This window comes from Melittangium boletus DSM 14713, from assembly GCF_002305855.1.
In the GTDB taxonomy this organism is placed as follows: Bacteria; Myxococcota; Myxococcia; order Myxococcales; family Myxococcaceae; genus Cystobacter; species Cystobacter boletus.
Map to the genome: position 1 here is coordinate 3,818,384 of NZ_CP022163.1, position 18,522 is coordinate 3,836,905.

Sequence of the window (18,522 nt, forward strand, 5' to 3'; positions counted from 1 at the left end):
GCAGCTGGAGACACCCATGTCGGAGCGTCGAGTCGTCATCACCGGAACCGGACTCATCACCCCCCTGGGGACTGGCACGGAGAAGAACTGGCGCGCGATGATGGCCGGGCAGTCCGGCATCGCGCCCGTCACCCGCTTCGACGTGGGGAAGATCGACACCCGCATCGCCGGAGAGGTGAAGGACTTCCAGCCCGAGCGGTTCATCGAGAAGCGCGAAGCGCGCCGGATGGACCTGTTCGCCCAGTACGCGCTCGCCGCGGCGGAGATGGCCGTCCAGGAGAGTGGGCTGCCCATTGGACCGGACGCCCCTCACGGCTACGCGCCCGAGAAGGTGGGCGTCATCGTCGGCTCGGGCATTGGCGGCATCTCCTCGCTGGAGGAGCAATATGCCAAGGGCATGGAGAAGGGGTTCGACCGGCTCTCGCCCTTCTTCATCCTCCAGATGATCATCAACATGGCGCCCGGGCTCATCTCCATCCGCTACGGCTGCAAGGGGCCCAACTGGTCGCCCGTGTCCGCCTGTGCCACGAGCGCCCACGCCATCGGCGAGGCCTGGAAGTCCATCCGCCTGGGCGAGTGTGATGCCGTCATCGCGGGCGGCGCCGAGGCGGCCATCACCCCGCTGGCCCTGGGCGGCTTCTCCGTGATGAAGGCCATGTCCCGCCGCAACGAGGACCCCGCGGCCGCCAGCCGCCCCTTCGACAGGGACCGGGACGGCTTCGTGCTGGGAGAGGGCGCGGGCATGCTGGTGCTCGAGGAGCTGTCGCACGCGAAGAAGCGCGGCGCCCGCATCCTGGCGGAGCTGGTGGGCTATGGCACCAACTCGGACGCGTACCACGTGACGCAGCCGTCCCCCGGAGGCGAGGGCGCGGCGCGCTGCATGCGCCTGGCGCTCGAGTCGGCGCGGCTCAATCCCGAGGACATCACCTACATCAACGCGCACGGCACCTCGACGCCGCTCAACGACGCCAGCGAGACCCAGGCCATCCAGCGCGTCTTCGGCCCCCACGTGCGGGGGCTCGCGGTGTCCTCCACCAAGTCCATGACGGGCCACATGCTGGGCGCGGCGGGGGGCGCCGAAGCCGTGGTGAGCGTGTTGACGCTGCGCGGTGGGGTCATCCCCCCGACCATCAACTACACCATGCCCGACCCCGAATGTGACCTCGACTGCGTGCCCAACCAGCCGCGCGAGCAACGCGTGGACGCGGTGATGAGCAATTCGTTCGGCTTTGGCGGCACCAACGCGGTGCTCGTGTTCAAGCGCTTCGGCTGAACCTCGCACCTCCTTGTTCCAGTCCGGAACTTCGTGGAATCATGGACAAACCGGACTGGAGCCCGCCATGAACCTGAAGAACGCGCATGACCTCCTGGATGGATGTTTCTCTCGCGAGGATCGGCTGCGAATCGCCATCCAACGCGCCATCCAGGACAACGAGACGGTGGCCTTTCTCCTCAAGGACGACGAGCTCTCCGCCCTCATCGGCCACTGGTACAAGTTGTTCTGCTCGGTCGGCGACATGCCCCAACATCATGAGGGGGACCGGTTCGTGTTGCAGTTCCTGCAGGAGTACATGTGGCGCAACCGGCTCGCCATGTACGTGCCGGACTTCACCCGGGTCTCCCAGACGACCAGCGGCCTGCCCATCTACGAAATCAGGAAGTACGTGCGCCACCGCATCTTCACTTCCTCTCAGTTCAAGCAGTTCCACGAAGGCAACATCAAGCTGTTCCTCAAGTACTTCGCCTCGGGCGCCCACTTCGTGGCCCTCCACAGCAACGAGGACCTCGGTGGACAGGGATTGGAGAGCCTCTACGCGCTGGTCGCCCCCGGCTCCACGGGCGGCAAGGGGAAGCTCAATGACCGCACGCGCACCGCCCCCATGCATTCCCACTATGGGGCGGTCGGCAACCTGTTGGGAGGGATGACGGGCTCGCTGTACAAGGATCGCGGCGTCTACTACCCGAAGACCCCCATCGGGGAGACCGCTCCGCAGGACAAGTGCCCCACCATCGTCTCGCTGCTGTTCGGCCCCACCTCGCACGGGGCACTCGACGTGGCCTTCGTCGGGGGCAGCTACGGCGGCTCCCCATGGGCCGCGCCCACGCCGACGATCAACCACAAGCGCATCAACACCTTCTTCCAACTGGAGGGCTGGCCCGCCACCAACAGCCTGGGCGCGGGCACCATGGAGGTCATCACCAACCGGCTCTCCAGCCTGGTCACCCGAGGCAGCGCCCCCACCGAGCTGGGCCGCCACAACATCGACTACAAGGTCCACGCCAACACGGTGTGGAACCTCTCCACCTTCGGGGCCAGCGCCTACACCGAGAAGCGGGCCACCACCATCTTCCTGGCGCCCCTGGACTGGAACCCCAAACCCAGCCAGGAGACCAAGATGATGAACTACGTGGGCCTGGACACGAAGTGGATGGCCCAGGAGTTGATCCGCGTGGCCAGCAATCCTCCGGATTGCACCAACGCCTGAACCCGCGCCGAAGCGCGTCAGCTCTTGGTGGGCTTGAGCTTCTCCACCATGGCCTTGATGGACTGGCCGATGACCCCCCTGGACTTGGGGTCTCCCTTGAGCAGCGCCTCGGAGAAGTGTTTGGCCTGCTCCAGCGTGATGTGCGGCGGCAGCGGCGGCACTGTCGGGTCCACGTAGGCCTCGAACACCACCGGCCGATCCGCCGTCAACGCCCGGTCCCACGCGTCGGCGAGCTGCTCGGGCTTGTCCACCCGGATGCCGCGCAAGCCGATGGACTCCGCGTAGCGCGCGTAGGGGAAGTCCGGCAGCTCCTGTGAGGCCTTGTACTCCGGGTCCCCCGCCATCACCCGCTGCTCCCACGTCACCATGTTCAGGTCCCGGTTGTTGAGCACCAGGATGACCATCCGCGGATCCTTCCACTCCTTCCAGTACTTCGCGATGGTGATGAGCTCGCCATTGCCATTCATCTGCATGGCGCCGTCGCCCACGAACGCGATGACGGGCCGGTCGGGGTAGGCGAACTTGGCGCCAATGGCATACGGCACGCCGCACCCCATGGTGGCCAGGTTCCCCGACAGGGACGTCATCATCCCCTCGCGAATCTTCAAGTCCCTCGCGAACCAGTTGGCCGACGTGCCCGAGTCCGCCGCCATGATCACCCCATCCGGCAGCTTCGGCGACAGCTCCCAGAAGACGCGCTCGGGATTGAGGGGTTTGGCGGTGACCATCGCCTGACCCTCCACCTCCTTCCACCACCGGCGCGCGCCCTTCTCCACCTGCTCACGCCAGCTCCGGTCCTCCTTGCGCTTGAGCAGCGGAATGAGCGCCCGCAGCGACTCCTTCGAGTCTCCCGACAGCGGCACCTCCACCGGGTAGCGGATGGCCAACATGCGTGGATCCAGGTCGATCTGCACACCCCGCGCCTGGCCCTCGGGAGGCAGGAACTCCGAGTACGGGAAGCTCGTGCCCACCATCAGCAGCGTGTCGCAACCCATCATCATGTCGTAGCTGGGACGCGTGCCCAAGAGGCCGATGGCGCCCGTCACGTAGGGCAGCGTGTCCGGCAACACCGCCTTGCCCAGGAGCGCCTTGGCCACGCCCGCGCCCAACAGTTCCGCCACCTCGATGAGCTCGTCCGCCGCGCGCATCGCTCCCGCGCCCACCAGCATCGCCACCTTCTTGCCCGCGTTGAGCACGTCCGCCGCTCGCCTCAGGTCCTGCTCCTGGGGAATGACGCGCGGCTCGCTGTAGCCCACGCTCGAGTGCACCGTGCCGTGCCTCATCGGCGGCGACTCGTACGGCATGTCCTGGATGTCATTGGGAAGGATGACACACGTCACCGTGCGCTCGGCCCGGGCGATGCGAAGGGCCCGGTCCACCGCGTGGCGGATGGCCGAGGGATGCGTCACCGTGGTGATGAACTCGTTGGCCACGTCCTTGAACAGCACCTGGAGGTCCACCTCCTGCTGATAGGCCCCGCCCAGGGCCATGCTCGCCTGCTGGCCCACGATGGCCACCACGGGCTGATGGTCCAGCTTCGCGTCGTACAAGCCATTGAGCAGGTGGATGGCACCAGGCCCCGACGTCGCCATGCACACGCCGGGCTCGCCCGTGAACTTCGCGTGCGCACAGGCCATGAAGGCCGCCATCTCCTCGTGCCGCGCCTGGATGAACTGGAACTCGGAGTTGCGGCCCAGCGCGCCCAGGAGGCCGTTGATGCCATCTCCCGGGTAGCCGTAGATGCGCCGGACGCCCCACTGGCTCAGGCGGTAGAGGAGGTAGTCGCCGACGGTTCCGCTCATGGTGCATGCCCCTTGGTTTCCGGACACGGTAGGCACGCGACCCACCTGGGTTGAGCCCAGGGTGCATCCGCCTCGCAGCCCGTCTCGTCCTAGCCCCCCTCACCCGAGGGCCCCCCTGGTTGGCCGCCCTGCGTCATGGCCTGGGAAAACGTGGCGCGGTTAGACTCCCACCGTGCTGCCCTACTTTCCCTTCGATCAGGACGTCTTCGCCATGAGGTTGGGAGTGCGCGCGCTCCGGGCCGACGAGACCCTCATCGAGGTGGAGGAAGCGCACTACCGCGACGAAGTCGCCCTCAAGGAGCGGCTGCTCGCCGAGCCCCGCCACGTGCGCTTCGCGGCCCTTCCGGGCACGGAGGCCGCGCAGTGGGAGACCGTGACGACGGTGCTGCCCCTGATGGCCTCTCAGCACCCCCGGCACTTCGCCCTGGACCGGGAGGAGGGCGGCCAGTGGCACTGGAGGAACCACCTGCTCGGCACGGAGCTCCGCTTCACGCCGGGCGAGCCGGAGGGCCTGCCCCAGGCCCCGCTCGACTGGCTCGGCCGCCAGGTGCAGGAGGACCTTCTGCTGATGGACGGCACGCGCGAGGGCCTGCCCCTCATGGCGGGCCAGTTGTGCTTTCCCGCCGGCTGGTGCCTCGCCGACAAGCTGGGGCTGCCAGTGCTGGACGTGCACGCCCCGGTGCCCGGATTCAACGCCCAGTTGGGCCCCAGCACCGTGAAGCTGATGCAGGGGCTCAAGCCAGGGCGAGCCGTCACCCGCGTCAACTGGGGCATCGCCGTCACCGCGCAGTTGGACCTGGCCCCCTGGACCCGGGCCGAGTGGCTGGCCCTGCGTCAGAGCGTCACTCCGAGCAACGCCGGGGAGCGGTGCTTCATGCGGCTGGAGCGCCAGACGCTCTCGGTGATGCCGGAGACAGGGGCCATCCTCTTCACCATCCACACCTACGTCGCCCCGGTGGCGCACGAGGTGGAGGACCCCGAGCGCCGCCGCCGCCTCGCGGGCGTGCTGCGCACCCTTCCCCCCGAGCTGGCCGACTACAAAGGCATCACCCTTTTCCTGCCGGCGCTCGTGGCGTACCTGGAGGCCGAGGCGAGGTCAGGGTAGCCCCTCACCGCGGCCCGGGGTGATGCGTCTGGTTTTCGACTGATGGAATGCCCGCGGAGGGGCAGTGGATTTTCACTCTCGGTGAACACCGTCAGGCGGTTTAGACTCCGCGCTTCACCCGGGGGCCCGATGATCAATCACACAGTCCGCAGCCAAATCATCGCGAACTACGAAGGCAAGCGAAACACCCAGCGCCCATACCTCGACAAAGAGGGCAACAATACAGCCCTCGCGGAGTATCTGTACCAGAAGCTGACCGCCGACATGGTGGTGGACCTGCTCGATGACGCCAAGCAGAGACCCGTGGGCTATAGCATCCCGGGGGAAACACCCGAACTCAGCCGGAAATACATGGCCGGTCAGCTGCTGGATGCCATGCGCGGCAACGGATGGTACGTCACGGCGGGAATCCATGAGGGAGGCGTGGGAAGCGCGAAGCATGATCCAGACCCGAATCCTCATTTCAATCTGAGGATCGCCAATGGAAGACAACTCCACATGGTCTGTAAACTCGAGCCCAGGGTTCACATCATCCAAATCAAGAAACCGTAATAACCACCATCCGACTCGCGAGAGACGAGGCGTGCGGCCTCAAGCCGCGTCAGCGCGGGCCCTCGTCCTGCCCCTCCGCCTTCGCCTCCCTTTCACGGGCGGCCGCCTGGGCGATGGCGTGCGCGGACAGGGGCGCGGAGAGCAGCAGGAACACGGCCACGAGCACCGCCCGGCCCACCAGCGCCCACTCGCCCGAGCCCACCGCGCTCATCAGCACGATGATGATGCCCACCAGCACCGCCTGCCCCGCCGCCTGCACCCGCATCAGCACCCCCCTCATGCGGATGATGCCCACCACTGACACCGTCACCGCCATGAGCCCCACCAGCACCAGCACGTCCGCCACCCACCGCAGCGCCTCGTGCATCATCGCGGCCTCGCCTTCTGGCCCGTGTGCAGCCGCGTCGCCGCCACCGTCTGCACGTAGGACACCAGCGCCAGCACCAGCGCCGCGTCCAGGTAGCCCGTGATTCCCCGCCACGCGCTGAACAGCCCCAGCACCGCCACGAACACCAGCCCCAGCGTGTCCAGCGCCAGCACCACGTCCAGCGTCGAACGCGCCTTCACCGCCAGCACCACCAACACCGCCAGCAGCCCCATCAGCCACACCAGCGCCACGTAGAAGACCCCGTCGTGCACCTCGAGCCTCCTGTCCCTCAGGGAAACACCGCCCGCTGGCGCTCCCGGTAGAACCGCTCCATGTCCGCGCGGAACTCGTCCGCCCGCGACGCATCCACCATGTGGAAGCGCATCACCCGCCGCTCCCAGTCGATGTCCAGCAGCACCGAGCCCGGCGCCATCGACGCCACCAGCGCCGACACCCGCGCGCCTCCCTCCGTGCGCTCGCCCAGCGGCACCTCCACCACCCCCTGCTTCGCCCCCGGGCTCGGCCCCAGGATGACGTGCATCATCCGCCAGGTGCCTCGCACCACGTCCGCCAGCACCGCGAGCGCCAACACCCCAAAGCCCCACACGCGCCTCGGGCCCAGCTTCCCGGGCGGCCGTCCGTCCATCAGCCAGCGCCCGCTCCATCGAAGCAGCGCCGCCGCCACCCCGGCCCCCACCAGCACGTTCCACGGGTCCACGTTGCCCACCATGAGCAGGAACACACAGGTGAGCAGCAGCCACGGCCCCACCCAGCGCGTCATGGCTCCACCCCCTGGGCGAGCGCTTCCGCCACCCGCATGCCCAACGACAGCAGGGGCTCGGGCCACACCCCCACCCCCACGCCCACCAGCGCCAGCCCCAGCACCACCCCGCCCGCCGCCGCACCGGGCGCCTCGTGCGCCTGGGAGTCCACCCAGTACAGGCGCTGGAAGGTCCGGAAGAGCGCCACCAGGAAGAGCACGCTCGAGAGCACCACGAAGCCCGCCAGCCACCAGCGCTCCTCGCGCAGCGCCGCGCTCAGGAGCTCTGTCTTGGCCAGGAAGCCCACCGACAGCGGCAGCCCCGCCGAGCTGAACGCCGCCGCCGCGAAGGCCGTCCGCGCCCGCATGCCCTTGAGCCCCGTGGCCAGGAACAGCACCGCCTTGTCCAGCGAGCCCGACAGCGCCAGCAGCACCGCCGCCGCCACCCCGCGCGTCGAGCCCAGTCCCAACGCCGTGAAGATGTAGCCCGCCTGGGCGATGGAGGAGTACGCCAGCACCTCGGCGGGCACCTGCCGCGCCAGCGCCAGGAAGGCCCCGTACACGAGGCTCGCGCCCCCGAGCACCGCCAGCACCCAGTCCGAGTACGCGAGCTCGTTGCTCAACAGCCCCGGGCCGAAGCGCACCAGCCCGTAGCCGCCGATGTTGGCCAGCGCTCCGGCGAGGATGGCCGCGATGGGCGTGCTCACGCCCCGGTACACCGCGGGCGCCCAGAAGTGGAAGGGGAACAGGCCCAGCTTCACCCCGAAGGCGCTCAGCAGCAGCGCCCCCGCCACGTCCAGCCGCCGCGTGTGGGGATTGGCCACCCACTCGGAGATGCTCGCCATGTCCAGCGTCCCCGTGGCCTGGTAGAGCATCACCACCGCCGTGAGGAAGAGCACCGAGCCCATCAGGTTCACCACCACGAAGGTGAAGCCCGCCCGGAACGGCGCCACGCCCCGGCCATAGCCCGCCAGCGCGAAGGCCGAGCCCATGGACAGCTCGAAGAAGACGTAGAAGTTGAAGACGTCCGCCGTCAGGAAGGCGCCCGTGAGCCCCGCGGACAGGAAGAGCACCAGCGCCGGGAAGCTGCGCGTGCCAATGCCCTCCAGCAGCTCGCACAGGAGCGCCCCCAGGAGCACCGTGTTGGTCACCGCGCAGAAGAGCACCGACAACAGGTCCGCGCGCAGGCGGATGCCCACCCCTTCCGGCCAGCCTCCCGCCACGAGCCGCGGCGTGGCGCCGGACATGGCCGCGGGCAACAGCGCCAGGCTCGCCGCGAGCACCCCCGCGAGCCCCACCACCGCGAACCACGCCACGGCCTTGCGCCGCCCGTCCAGGAAGGCGAGCACCGCCGCCAGCCCCCAGGCCCCCATGAGCGGTAACACCAACGGCATCAGGCGTCCTCCGGCGGCTCGGGCTCCTGGCTGAGCGTGCGCTCCTCCTCCAGCTCCGCGTGCACCATGTCCCGCAGGTCGATGGAGCCGTGCTGCTCGTGCATGCGGTAGACGAGCGCCAGCAGCAGCGCCGAGGTGGCGAAGCCGATGACGATGGCCGTGAGCCCCAGCGCCTGGGCGAGGGGGTCCGTCATCGGCCGGCCGTCCGCGTCCGGCAGCAGCGGCTCGCCCCGGTGGGCGAAGCCCGTGGAGAGCGTGAAGAGGATGGCGGCGTTGGTGACGAGCAGGCCCCCGGCCGCCATGCGCACCAGGTCCCTCCTCAGCGTGAGCATCACCCCCACGCCGAAGAGAATCCCCACCGTCAGGGCCACGGCGGCGTTCAGACGCGCCTCCCGGGTGGGCGCATGAGGAAGCGAGGACGCATAGCCCCCTCCTCATACAAGGGCCACCGCCCCAAGGGGCCCACGCCTCGCCGGGGCCCGCCGGCCACGTCCGTTACGGAACGTTTCCGCGCGCCTTCACGCCTCGAACATCTCCCGCACCCGCGAGGCGAGCGCGTCCGGGTTGAAGGGCTTGGTGATCATCTGCATGCCCGAGTCCAGGCCATTGCCGAAGACGGCGTTCTCCGCGTACCCCGTCATGAAGAGCACCTTGAGTCCCGGACGCGACTCGCGCGCGGCGTCCGCCAGCTGGCGCCCGTTGAGCCCCGGCAACCCGATGTCCGTGACGAGCAAGTCGATCCGCTGCTTCTTGGACTGCACCACCTTGAGGCCCGCGGGGCCATCCTCGGCCTCGATGGTGCGGTAGCCCAGCTCCCCGAGGATCTCCACCACCAGTTCGCGCAGGAGCGCCTCGTCCTCCACCACCAGCACCGTCTCGCCCTCGGCCCGGGGCGTCTCCGCCGCGCCCACCGCCGTCCCCACCTCGCCCACGGCCCCCTCGAAGCGCGGCAGGAACAACGCCACGCTCGTGCCCTCGCCCACCCGGCTGTCGATGCGCACGTGCCCTTCCGACTGCTTCACGAAGCCGTAGATCATCGACAGGCCCAGGCCCGTGCCCTGGCCCAGCGGCTTGGTGGTGAAGAAGGGCTCGAAGGCCCGGGCGATGACATCCGGCGTCATGCCGCTGCCCGTGTCGGACACGCGGATGCATACGTAGTCACCCGGGAGTTCGTCCCGCTGCGCCGCCACGTCGTCCGGCCCCAGGTGCATATTCACCGTCTCCAGCCGCAACCGCCCCCCCGAGGGCATCGCGTCCCGCGCGTTGATGACCAGGTTGAGCAGCGCGTTCTCCAGCTGGTTGGGATCGCACAGCGTGGGCCACAGCGACTCCCCCGCGGGCACCTCCAGTTGGATGGAGGGGCCGAGCGTGCGGCGGATGAGTTCCTCCAGGCTCATGATGAGCTTGTGGGCATCCACCGGCCGGGGCTCGAGGGGCTGGCGCCGCGAGAAGGCGAGCAGCCGGTGGGTGAGCGCCGCCGCGCGGTTGACCGAGGAGGTGGCCGCGCGGATATAGCGCCCCGCCTGATCCACCTGTCCCAGCTCCAGCCGCTTCTCCAGCAGCGACAGCGAGCCCATGATGCCGGAGAGCAGGTTGTTGAAGTCGTGCGCGATGCCGCCGGTGAGCTGCCCCACCGCCTCCATCTTCTGCGCCTGGCGCAGCGCCGCCTCGGCGCGCTCGCGCTCGCCCATCTCCGCCTGGAGCCGTTCATTGGCCGCCGCGAGCTCATGCGTGCGCTCGGCCACACGCGACTCCAGCGTCTCGTTCAGCTCGCGCAGGGCGTCCACGGCGCTGCGCCGGTCGTGCACGTCCTGCGTGATTCCATGCCAGCCGAGGATGCGGCCCTGGGCATCCCGCCGGGGCAGGGCCCGCGAATGCATCCAGCGGTAGCGGCCGTCCGCGACGCGCATGCGGTACTCCGCGTCGTAGGTATTCCCCGAGGTCACCGCCCGCGCCCAGGCCGCGCTCGTCGCCGCGCGATCCTCCGGGTGGGCCAGCCGCAGCCAGTCGTCCCCGAGGGCGTCCTCGCTCGGGTGCCCCGTCACCTCCAACCAGCGAGCGGGCACGCGGTCGACCCGGCCCTCGGCGTCCGCCGTCCAGGAAATCTGGGGCGTGAGGTCCACCTCCACGAGGTGGTAGGCCTCCTGCTCGCGAAGGGCCTCCTCGGACCGCCGGCGCCCGGTGATGTCGAACATCACGCCCGGAAAACGCGTGGAGCGCCCTCGCTCGTCCCGGGCACACCGGCCGTGGGCGAACACCCAGCGCACCGAGCCATCCCGTCCGAGCAGCCGGTACTCCTCGGCGAACACCCCCGCCGAGTCCACCGTGCGCGAGACCGCCTCCCACACGCGCTCGCGATCCTCGGGATGGATGCCGGCCACGTAGGACGACAGGGGAACGCCCGAGGCCACCTGGGCGGCGTCCAACCCGAAGAACTCGGCGACGCGCTCGTTCGCGAGCAGCCGATCATTCAGGATGTCCCAGTCCCAGGTGCCCACGAACTCCGACACCCCGAGGATGAGCTGGTAGCGCTCCTCGCTCGCGCGCAGCGCGGCTTCCGCCTCGCGCAGGGCCTCTCGGAGGCGGGCGTTGTCCGCCTCGAGCACGGTGAGACGTTCGGACTGCGCGATCAGATCCAGGGGAGTGGCCACGGATTTCCACACAACACCCCCGACCTGGGAGCCGTCAAGCAAGGGTCCGGAGGCCGCGCGAGGCTGTTGGCTGGTACTCACACGATGGCGGCGCGGGGCTCGGGGCCCGAGTCCAGCACCTCGCGCAGGCGTGAGAGGCCCCGCACCAACCGCGCGCGCGTGCGCGGCGCGCCGATGCACACCCGCACCGCCGCCGGCCCCGGTCCCGGCCCCGTGCAGAACAGGTCCGCCGACGACACCGACACCCCGTGCCGCCTCGCCTGGGCCACGAACTCCTCGCTCCTCCACCCCTCGGGCAGCGCGAGCCACAAGTGGTAGAGCGCCTCCGCGTTGTCTCCCCAGCACCCCCCCTCGCCCCCCAGCACCCGGCACGCCAGCGCCCGCCGCGCGGCCGTCTCGCTCCGCAGGCGCACCACCAGCGCGTCGGCCGTCCCATCCTCCACCCAGCGCGAGAGCACCTCCGCCATCAGCGGCGTCGTCATCAAGGACGCGAGCCCCACCTCCTCCGCCAACCGCTCGCCCCGCGCCCGCGCCGGCGCCACCAGGTAGCCGATGCGCAACCCCGGTGTGAGCAGCTTGGACACCCCGGCGATGAAGTAGCTCGCCTCGGGCAGGAAGGTGGACAGGGGCGGCGGCCTCATCGCGGGCAGCAGGCCGTAGGAGTCGTCCTCCAGCACCAGCACCCCGTGCCGCCGCGCCACCTCGGCCAGCGCGCGCCGGCGCTCCTCGCCCTGCACCACTCCCGTGGGGTTGTGGTACGTGGGCTGGGTGTAGAGCAGGCGCACCGGACCCGCGCGGCACGCGGCCTCCAGCGCCTCGGGCACAATCCCCCCGGCGTCCAGCGCCAACCCCTGCACCCTCAACTGGAAACGGCGCGCCAGCACCTTGATGCCCGGGTAGGTGAGCGCCTCGGTGACGAGCGTGTCCCCCGGCTTCGTGAGCGCCGCCAGCGCGACTTCCATCGCGTGCTGCCCACCCGCGCACACCACCACCTGCTCGGGCCTCGCCACCAGGCCGAAGCGCGCCGCCCACGCCGCGCCCGCCTCGCGGTGCGCCAGGGCGCCCGCCGCCGGTTGGTAGGCGAGCAGCTCCGCCAGGCGGGGCGAGCGGCCCATCTCCTCCAGGGACTTGCGCAGCGCGTGGCTCGCGGGGTCTCCCTCGGGCGTCGCGGGCGCGTTGACGCCCAGCTCCACGAGCGAGGCCTCGTCCCCCGCGTCCACCGGAGAGGGCATGTGCGCGGGCACCCCGGCATCCCTCACGTACGTGCCCCGGCCCACCTCGCCCCGCACCAGGCCGCGCTTCTCCGCCTCGGCGTACGCGCGCGTCACCGTGCCCACCGTGACGCCCAATCGCTCGGCCAGCTCCCGGTGCGTCGGCAGACGCGTGCCCGGCGCGAGCCTGCCCGCCGCCCTGTCTTCCGCGAGCGCATCCGCGATGACGCGGTACAGCGGACCCGTGCGTTCGCGCAGATCCGGACTCCAACTTGTCATGGTGACAATCGGTACACTTGACGAAGGTTGGGACGCCACGTAACTCATTGTCCCGATTTCCACCGGCATTGTCACGAAACACGTCCGTGGGAATCACGCCCCCCTGGGGCCCACCCCCACCCACGAGGAGCCGACGCCATGCTACCGCCCATCGAGGTCCATCGTGCCTCCCCCCTGAAGGCCAAGCCCGCTCCCTCGGAGGCTCTCGGCTTCGGCAAGTACTTCACCGACCACATGTTCCGCATGGACTACTCGACGGAACGGGGCTGGCACCAGGCGCGCATCCTGCCCCACGGGCCCCTCGGCCTGGACCCCGGGGCGGCGGTGCTACACTACGCCCAGTCCGTGTTCGACGGCTCCAAGGTGTTCCGTGGCCAGGACGGCAAGCTGCGGGCCTTCCGCCTCGCGGACCACTGCGCCCGGCTGTCCTCCAGTGCCGAGCGGCTGAGCATGGCGCCCCTGCCCCCCGAGCTGGCGCGCGAGGCCATCCAGGCCCTGGTGAAGCTGGATGCGGCCTGGGTCCCGAGCGCTCCGGGCACGTCCCTGTACGTGCGCCCGGTGGTGATCGCCTCCGAGGCCTTCCTGGGCGTGCGCCCGGCGGACAAGTACATCTTCTTCGTCATCATGAGCCCGGTAGGCGGCTACTTCTCCAATGGCGCCGAGCCGGTGCGCATCTGGGTGGAGCAGCAGCTCACGCGCGCGGCGCCCGGGGGAATCGGCGGCGCGAAGGCGGCGGCCAACTACGCGGCGAGCCTCCAGGCGTCCGTGGCGGCCAAGAAGCGCGGCTACGCGCAGGTGCTGTGGCTGGACGCGCTCGAGCACCGCTACATCGAGGAGGTGGGCACCATGAACCTCTTCGTGCGCATCGGTGACGAGGTCGTCACCCCACCCCTGGACGGCACCTTCCTGCCGGGCATCACCCGCGAGAGCGTGCTGACGCTCCTGCGCGACTGGGGCGTGAGGACGAGCGAGCGCAAGCTGTCCATCGACGAGCTGCGCGAGGCGCACCAGAAGGGCGAGCTGCGCGAGGTGTTCGGCACGGGCACCGCGGCGGTCATCTCCCCGGTGGGAGGGCTCGGCTTCCAGGACGGCGAGCTGAAAATCGGCGAGGGCCGGCTGGGCGAGCTGTCCAAGCGCCTGTACGACGCCGTCACCGGCATCCAGTACGGCACCCTGCCGGACCGCCACGGGTGGATGACGCTCATCGAGTAGCCCGAGCGCATGCTATCCCCGGTGGCATGAATCCGGATGTGCTGCTGGAGAGGCGAGGGCCCCTGGCTCTGGTGACGCTCAACCGTCCCCGGGCCCTCAACGCGCTGGACCTGGGGATGATCCGCGCGCTCACCCCGGCGCTCGAGGCCTGGGCGGCCCACCCCGAGGTGAAGGCCGTGGTGGTGCGCGGCGCGGGCGGCCGGGCCTTCTGCGCGGGCGGGGACGTGCGGGCCGTGGCCGCCGCCGTGGGCCAGCCCCTCGCCCAGGGAGAGGAGCCCTTCGCGCGCGCCTTCTTCCGCGAGGAGTACGGGCTCAACCGGCTCATCCACCACTACCCCAAGCCCTACGTGGCGCTCGTGGATGGCATCTGCATGGGCGGAGGGCTGGGGCTGTCCATGCACGGCTCGCACCGCGTCGTCACCGAGCGGCTGGTGCTCGCCATGCCCGAGACGGGCATCGGCCTGTTCCCCGACGTGGGCGGCGGCTGGTTCCTCCCGCGCTTCCCCGGCGAGGCGGGCACGTACCTGGGGCTCACCGGAGCGCGCGCGAATGCCGCGGACGCGCGGTGGCTCGGGTATGCCACGGCGCACGTACCGCACGAGCGGTTGGACGCGGTGGTGGACGCGCTCGGCGTGGCGGACTGGAGCACGGGGCCGGCGCATGACGTGGCCACGCGGGTGATTTCCGGCTTCGCCACGGAGCCGGGGGAGTCGGCGCTGAGCACCCACGCGGCGGAGATCGACCGGTGCTTCGCGGGAGGGAGCATCGAGGACATCCTGGCGGCGCTCGCGACCGAGGGCACGCCCTGGGCCGAGGAGACGCGCGCCACGCTCGGGCGCATGAGCCCCACGAGCCTCAAGGTGACGCTGCGCCAGTTGAGGATCGGCCGGAGCCTCCCCTACGACGAGCTGGTGGAGGTGGAGTACCGGCTGAGCCAGCACTGCACCGCGCGGCCGGACTTCCGCGAGGGCATCCGCGCGGTGCTGGTGGACAAGGATCAGAAGCCCCGGTGGAGCCCGCCCACGCTCGCCGAGGTGCGCGACGCCGACGTGGAGGCCTGCTTCGCGCCCGTCCCGTGAGGCGAGTCACGCCCCTGGCGCGCGCAGCGCCGCGTCCAGCCGCTCCACCCACTCGCCCACCTGCTCGGGGGCCACGGCCCCTCCCCGGTAGCGCGCCTCGCGGTAATGCGCGAGGAACCCCTCCGCGAGCCCCGCCACCGCCTCGCCCCTCGCCGCCCGCAGCCGCGCGAGCAGCTCGTCGTCCGTCTCCGCCAGGTGCGGCACCAGGCCCGCCCGCCGCTTGAGCGTCTTCAAATAGCGCGCGTACACCGCCGCGAGCTTCGTATCCCGCGTCCCCAGCCCCTTGCGCCGTACCACCGGTCCGCGCTCCACCCGCCTCGAGCGCCACCGCCACAGCACCCCCGCGATCACCAGCACCCAGAACCCCGGCGAGCCCACCAGCGCCTTCGCCCGCGCCAGCGGTTGGTGGTACAGACCCGCGCCCAGCTCCCGCAGGTACATGCCCATCGCCTCGAACACCTGGCCCACGAGCCCCGGCTTGTCTCCCGCGAGCCCCAGCTCCTCGTCCCGACTGCGCCACGGCGTCGGATCGAACGCCACGTAGCGCCCCTCGTCCGCGAGGTACACCTCCACCCAGGCGTGCGCGTCCCGCTCGCGCACCATCGTGGCCTTCAGGAGGGGATTCATGTCCCCCATCGCGAAGCCACCCACCACCCGCGCGGGCACCTCCATTGAGCGAAGCAGCGCCGCCATCGCGCTCGCGAAATAGGTGCAGTACGCCGCGCGCTTCTCGCGCACCAACACCGCCAGCGCGCTGCCCTCGCCCGACAGGTCCACGTTCAGCGAGTACTCGTAGCCCTCGCGGAAATACGCCTCCAACGCCCGCGCCTTCTCCCTGGGCGTGGCCGCCTTCTCCGTCAGTCCGAGCGCCAGGGGGCGCAGCTCCTCGCGCAGGGCCTCGGGCAGCGCGGTGAGCAGCGACCCCGGCGGCTCCTCGGAGGGCAAACGCTCGGCCCCCTCCACGTGCAGCGCGAGCGGCGTGCCCGCCAGCTCCAACCCCGTCCACACCCAGCCGCCCCACACCTGCAACGGCAGGCCCTCCACGGCGCGCGTGCCCGCGGGCGTCGGCAACCACCGGCCCACCGGGGACAACAGCGTCACCGTCAGCCACCGGGCGTCCCCTGGAGCCCCCTCGGACGGAGGCGCGAGCCGCGTGTCCGCCAGCGCGTCCGACGTCGTCCACCGCGTCCCGTCGAACACATCGAACACCCGCGTGCGCAACCGGGAGGGCGCCGCGCCCGAGAGCACCAGGAGCGGCTGCTCGGAGCCTCGCGGCTTGCGCTCCACCGTGCGCAGGTCCACCTGCGACTGGAAGTCCACCCCCATGCCGGGCGTCGCTCCGCGCGTCATCCGGTAGAGCAGGTCCACGAGCTTGCCCTCGGCCCGCCACAGCGTGGCCACCATCAGCCCCGTGCCTCCCGCGACCAACCCGAGGAACACGCCAAAGCCCACGACGCCCTTCGCTCCCGAGCGCATCAAACCGCTCTCGCGAAAGGCCACCGCCAGCACGCCAAGCACCACCGCCAGCAACACCCAGATGCCCTCGCCGAGCCCGTGCACCCGCAGGCTGAGCGCCACCAGCAGGCACGCGTACGTCCAGGAGTAGTGGCGCTCGCGGCCCAGGGCGCAGAACACGCACAGGCCCGCCAGCGCGCCACACAGGGGGCCGAAGAAGCCGGGAGGAAAGAGCCCCGTGGGCGGCAGGCTCACCCACAACATGGCCGTGCCCACGCCCGCCCCGGCCACCCCCGAGGCGATCAACCTCGCGGGCGTATAGGCCACCCGCGCGTCCAGCAGCACCGCGGCCAGGAGCCCCACCAGCACCGGCGCGACCACGAGCCACCGGCCATGCGCCACCGCGTGCAGCGCGAGCGCCGCCGCCACCGGCAGCAGATCAAACAGCCGCCCCACCCTGGGACTCATGGCGCCACCCTCCGGGCCTCGGGGGCCAGCTCCTCGGGAGGCCCGTCCGAGCGCACCGCGAACACCCGCACCGCCACGCCCCGCTCCTCCAGCCGCGCCACCAGCGCCGCGCGCCTCGGCTCCCAGTCCATCACCACGAAGAGCACCGCCGACAGGCGGCTCGCCTCGGGCAGCAGCACCGCCTCCAGCGCGTCCACATCCAACCGCTCCCCGGACTCGATCGCCGCGAGGATTTCCAGGATGTGCTCCACGTGCGCGAGCGCCCGCCCCGCCTGGAAGTGGAACACCCGCGAGCCCGCGGCGAACACGTCGAGCAGGTACTCCTGGCGCGCCAGCACGTCCGCCAGCCCCGCCGCGAGCGACAGCGCCCGCTCCAGCAGCTCGTCCTCCCGCCGCGAGCGCGACTGCACGTCCAGCACCAGCGCCAGCCGCACGAAGAACTCCTCCTGGTACTCCTTCACCACCAGGCGGCCCGTGCGCGCGAACGAGGGCCAGTGGATGTCCCGCGTCCGGTCTCCCTCGTGCCAGTCGCGCGTACCGGAGAACTCGGTGGACTCGCCCACCTGGCTGGCCACGGCGATGCCGCCCGGCTGGTGGTTGCGCCCATGGGGCACGTCGAGCGCGTCGAGCGGCGTGAAGCGCGGATAGACGAGCAGCCGATCCTGGGAGCCCGAGCGCCGGGCGCTCTTCACCAACCCCGCGGGAAAGACGCTCGCCGCCTGGAGCCCCCCGAGCACGTAGACGCCCCGGGTGGTGCACTTGAGGCGCAGCGTCACCTCGGTGGACTCCCCGGGGGCGAGCACGTCGATGACGGGCGGCTCGTCCACGCGCCGCAGCTCGGCGGGCAGGCCTCGCTCCTCCACCACGAGGTGGCGCACGGGACGGCGGCCCGTGTTGAGCACGCGCACGCGGTAGCTGAGCATGTCCCCGGCGGACACGGGTGGAGGCAACAGGCGGGTGAGCGACACGCGCGGCCGGAAGGGCAGTCCCACCAGGACGGCGGCGGCGAGCGCGATGAAGGCGAAGGAGAAGAAGAGGATGAGCGGGGTGACGAGCCCCCCCAGCAGCAGGAAGCCCGTGGCGAGCGCCGTCCACATCACCACGCGGCCCACGGGGGTGAACCACCCGTGGTAGCGGTCGGCGAGGACACGGATGAAGCCGTGCTCCTCGGCCGGCATGAAGAACGACCAGCGGCGCGGGGGGGCCATCCGTTAGTAGCCGAGATCGAGCTTCTGGGCCTCGGCGGCCAGTTCACTCAACGCTTCTTCCTGGCGGCGCTCCTGCTCGCGCTTGAAGGCGAGCAGGTGCTCGAAGCGGATGCGGCGGTGGGTGCCCGTCTTGTGGAAGGGAATCTTCCCCTGGTCCAGCAAGCCGATGAGGAAGGGCCGGGACACGTTGAGCAGGTGGGCGGCCTCCTGGGTGGTCAGCTCGGCATGGACGGGCACGAGCGTCACCGCGTTGCCCTGGGCCATCTGCTCCAGGATCTGGACGAACAGCGCGAACGCGCCCCGGGGAATGGAGATGGTCTCCTGTGCGTCGGAGACCGCCGACCGCAGCAGGACGTCAGGAGAGCGGCGCTTGGAGCCCTTGAGCAGCGGCGCCAACATCCGGGCCGCTTCGGCGGCCTTCTCGGCCTCGGCCCCACTCGGGGGCGCCATGTCATTCAGATTCAATTCGGTTCCCATGTCGCCACGCTCCCGG

General features: G+C 70.7%; 17 protein-coding genes. 6 read left to right on the plus strand and 11 right to left on the minus strand.

The genetic code is table 11. The features are described from left to right. Positions 1 to 16: 16 nt before the first annotated feature. Positions 17 to 1,273 carry a beta-ketoacyl-ACP synthase II gene (gene fabF, locus MEBOL_RS16135; RefSeq protein ID WP_095978274.1) on the plus strand — a complete coding sequence of 419 codons (1,257 nt, stop codon included), beginning with the start codon at positions 17 to 19 and terminating at the stop codon, positions 1,271 to 1,273. A 67-nt stretch (positions 1,274 to 1,340) separates the two neighbouring features. Further along, complete coding sequence (locus MEBOL_RS16140) at positions 1,341 to 2,486, plus strand: hypothetical protein (protein WP_095978275.1); 1,146 nt, start codon at positions 1,341 to 1,343, stop codon at positions 2,484 to 2,486. Between the two features lie 17 nt (positions 2,487 to 2,503). Here the strand turns inward: MEBOL_RS16140 and MEBOL_RS16145 are convergent, their stop codons facing one another. Then, positions 2,504 to 4,288 carry a thiamine pyrophosphate-requiring protein gene (locus MEBOL_RS16145; RefSeq protein WP_095978276.1) on the minus strand — a complete coding sequence of 595 codons (1,785 nt, stop codon included), beginning with the start codon at positions 4,286 to 4,288 and terminating at the stop codon, positions 2,504 to 2,506. Positions 4,289 to 4,460: 172 nt separating this feature from the next. Here MEBOL_RS16145 and MEBOL_RS16150 point away from each other — a divergent pair, with 172 nt between their 5' ends. Both MEBOL_RS16150 and MEBOL_RS16155 read left to right on the plus strand, forming a co-directional pair. After that, positions 4,461 to 5,393 (plus strand): heme-dependent oxidative N-demethylase family protein, encoded by a 933-nt coding sequence (locus MEBOL_RS16150; protein ID WP_095978277.1) that lies wholly within the window; start codon positions 4,461 to 4,463, stop codon positions 5,391 to 5,393. Between the two features lie 129 nt (positions 5,394 to 5,522). Further along, a complete protein-coding gene (locus MEBOL_RS16155) occupies positions 5,523 to 5,945 on the plus strand; it encodes a hypothetical protein (protein ID WP_095978278.1) in 423 nt (140 codons plus the stop codon). A 49-nt stretch (positions 5,946 to 5,994) separates the two neighbouring features. Here the strand turns inward: MEBOL_RS16155 and MEBOL_RS16160 are convergent, their stop codons facing one another. The 7 genes from MEBOL_RS16160 to MEBOL_RS16190 all read right to left on the minus strand — a co-directional run bounded on the left by MEBOL_RS16160 (position 5,995) and on the right by MEBOL_RS16190 (position 12,607). After that, positions 5,995 to 6,315 carry a cation:proton antiporter gene (locus MEBOL_RS16160; protein WP_095978279.1) on the minus strand — a complete coding sequence of 107 codons (321 nt, stop codon included), beginning with the start codon at positions 6,313 to 6,315 and terminating at the stop codon, positions 5,995 to 5,997. Continuing rightward, positions 6,312 to 6,584, minus strand: coding sequence for an MrpF/PhaF family protein (locus tag MEBOL_RS43650; RefSeq protein ID WP_095978280.1), 273 nt, complete (start codon positions 6,582 to 6,584; stop codon positions 6,312 to 6,314). The genes MEBOL_RS16160 and MEBOL_RS43650 overlap by 4 nt, the downstream gene beginning before the upstream one ends. A 17-nt stretch (positions 6,585 to 6,601) precedes the next feature. Continuing rightward, entirely contained in the window at positions 6,602 to 7,093 is a 492-nt protein-coding gene (locus tag MEBOL_RS16170) for a Na+/H+ antiporter subunit E (protein ID WP_095978281.1), read from the minus strand. Then, entirely contained in the window at positions 7,090 to 8,466 is a 1,377-nt protein-coding gene (locus MEBOL_RS16175; protein ID WP_095978282.1) for a complex I subunit 5 family protein, read from the minus strand. The genes MEBOL_RS16170 and MEBOL_RS16175 overlap by 4 nt, the downstream gene beginning before the upstream one ends. Beyond that, positions 8,466 to 8,837, minus strand: a complete 372-nt coding sequence (locus tag MEBOL_RS16180) for a sodium:proton antiporter (protein WP_095978283.1) — start codon at positions 8,835 to 8,837, stop codon at positions 8,466 to 8,468. Before MEBOL_RS16180 ends, MEBOL_RS16175 begins: the two co-directional genes overlap by 1 nt. 147 nt (positions 8,838 to 8,984) lie before the next feature. Further along, entirely contained in the window at positions 8,985 to 11,117 is a 2,133-nt protein-coding gene (locus MEBOL_RS16185; protein WP_245919809.1) for a hybrid sensor histidine kinase/response regulator, read from the minus strand. A 77-nt stretch (positions 11,118 to 11,194) separates the two neighbouring features. Further along, positions 11,195 to 12,607 (minus strand): aminotransferase-like domain-containing protein, encoded by a 1,413-nt coding sequence (locus MEBOL_RS16190; protein WP_170115524.1) that lies wholly within the window; start codon positions 12,605 to 12,607, stop codon positions 11,195 to 11,197. A 138-nt stretch (positions 12,608 to 12,745) separates the two neighbouring features. On the opposite strand from MEBOL_RS16190, the gene MEBOL_RS16195 reads away from it, so the two are divergent. Further along, positions 12,746 to 13,819 carry a branched-chain amino acid aminotransferase gene (locus MEBOL_RS16195; RefSeq protein WP_095978284.1) on the plus strand — a complete coding sequence of 358 codons (1,074 nt, stop codon included), beginning with the start codon at positions 12,746 to 12,748 and terminating at the stop codon, positions 13,817 to 13,819. A gap of 26 nt (positions 13,820 to 13,845) precedes the next feature. Next, positions 13,846 to 14,898, plus strand: coding sequence for an enoyl-CoA hydratase/isomerase family protein (locus MEBOL_RS16200; RefSeq protein WP_095978285.1), 1,053 nt, complete (start codon positions 13,846 to 13,848; stop codon positions 14,896 to 14,898). Between the two features lie 6 nt (positions 14,899 to 14,904). On the opposite strand, the gene MEBOL_RS16205 is transcribed toward MEBOL_RS16200, so the two are convergent. The 3 genes from MEBOL_RS16205 to MEBOL_RS42870 are packed head-to-tail and all read right to left on the minus strand — an operon-like array spanning position 14,905 to position 18,506. Next, positions 14,905 to 16,821 (minus strand): DUF4129 domain-containing transglutaminase family protein, encoded by a 1,917-nt coding sequence (locus MEBOL_RS16205; protein WP_095978286.1) that lies wholly within the window; start codon positions 16,819 to 16,821, stop codon positions 14,905 to 14,907. Next, positions 16,818 to 18,029 carry a DUF58 domain-containing protein gene (locus tag MEBOL_RS16210; protein ID WP_095978287.1) on the minus strand — a complete coding sequence of 404 codons (1,212 nt, stop codon included), beginning with the start codon at positions 18,027 to 18,029 and terminating at the stop codon, positions 16,818 to 16,820. Before MEBOL_RS16210 ends, MEBOL_RS16205 begins: the two co-directional genes overlap by 4 nt. Before the next feature lie 3 nt (positions 18,030 to 18,032). Beyond that, positions 18,033 to 18,506, minus strand: coding sequence for a helix-turn-helix domain-containing protein (locus MEBOL_RS42870; RefSeq protein WP_095978288.1), 474 nt, complete (start codon positions 18,504 to 18,506; stop codon positions 18,033 to 18,035). Positions 18,507 to 18,522 lie beyond the last annotated feature (16 nt).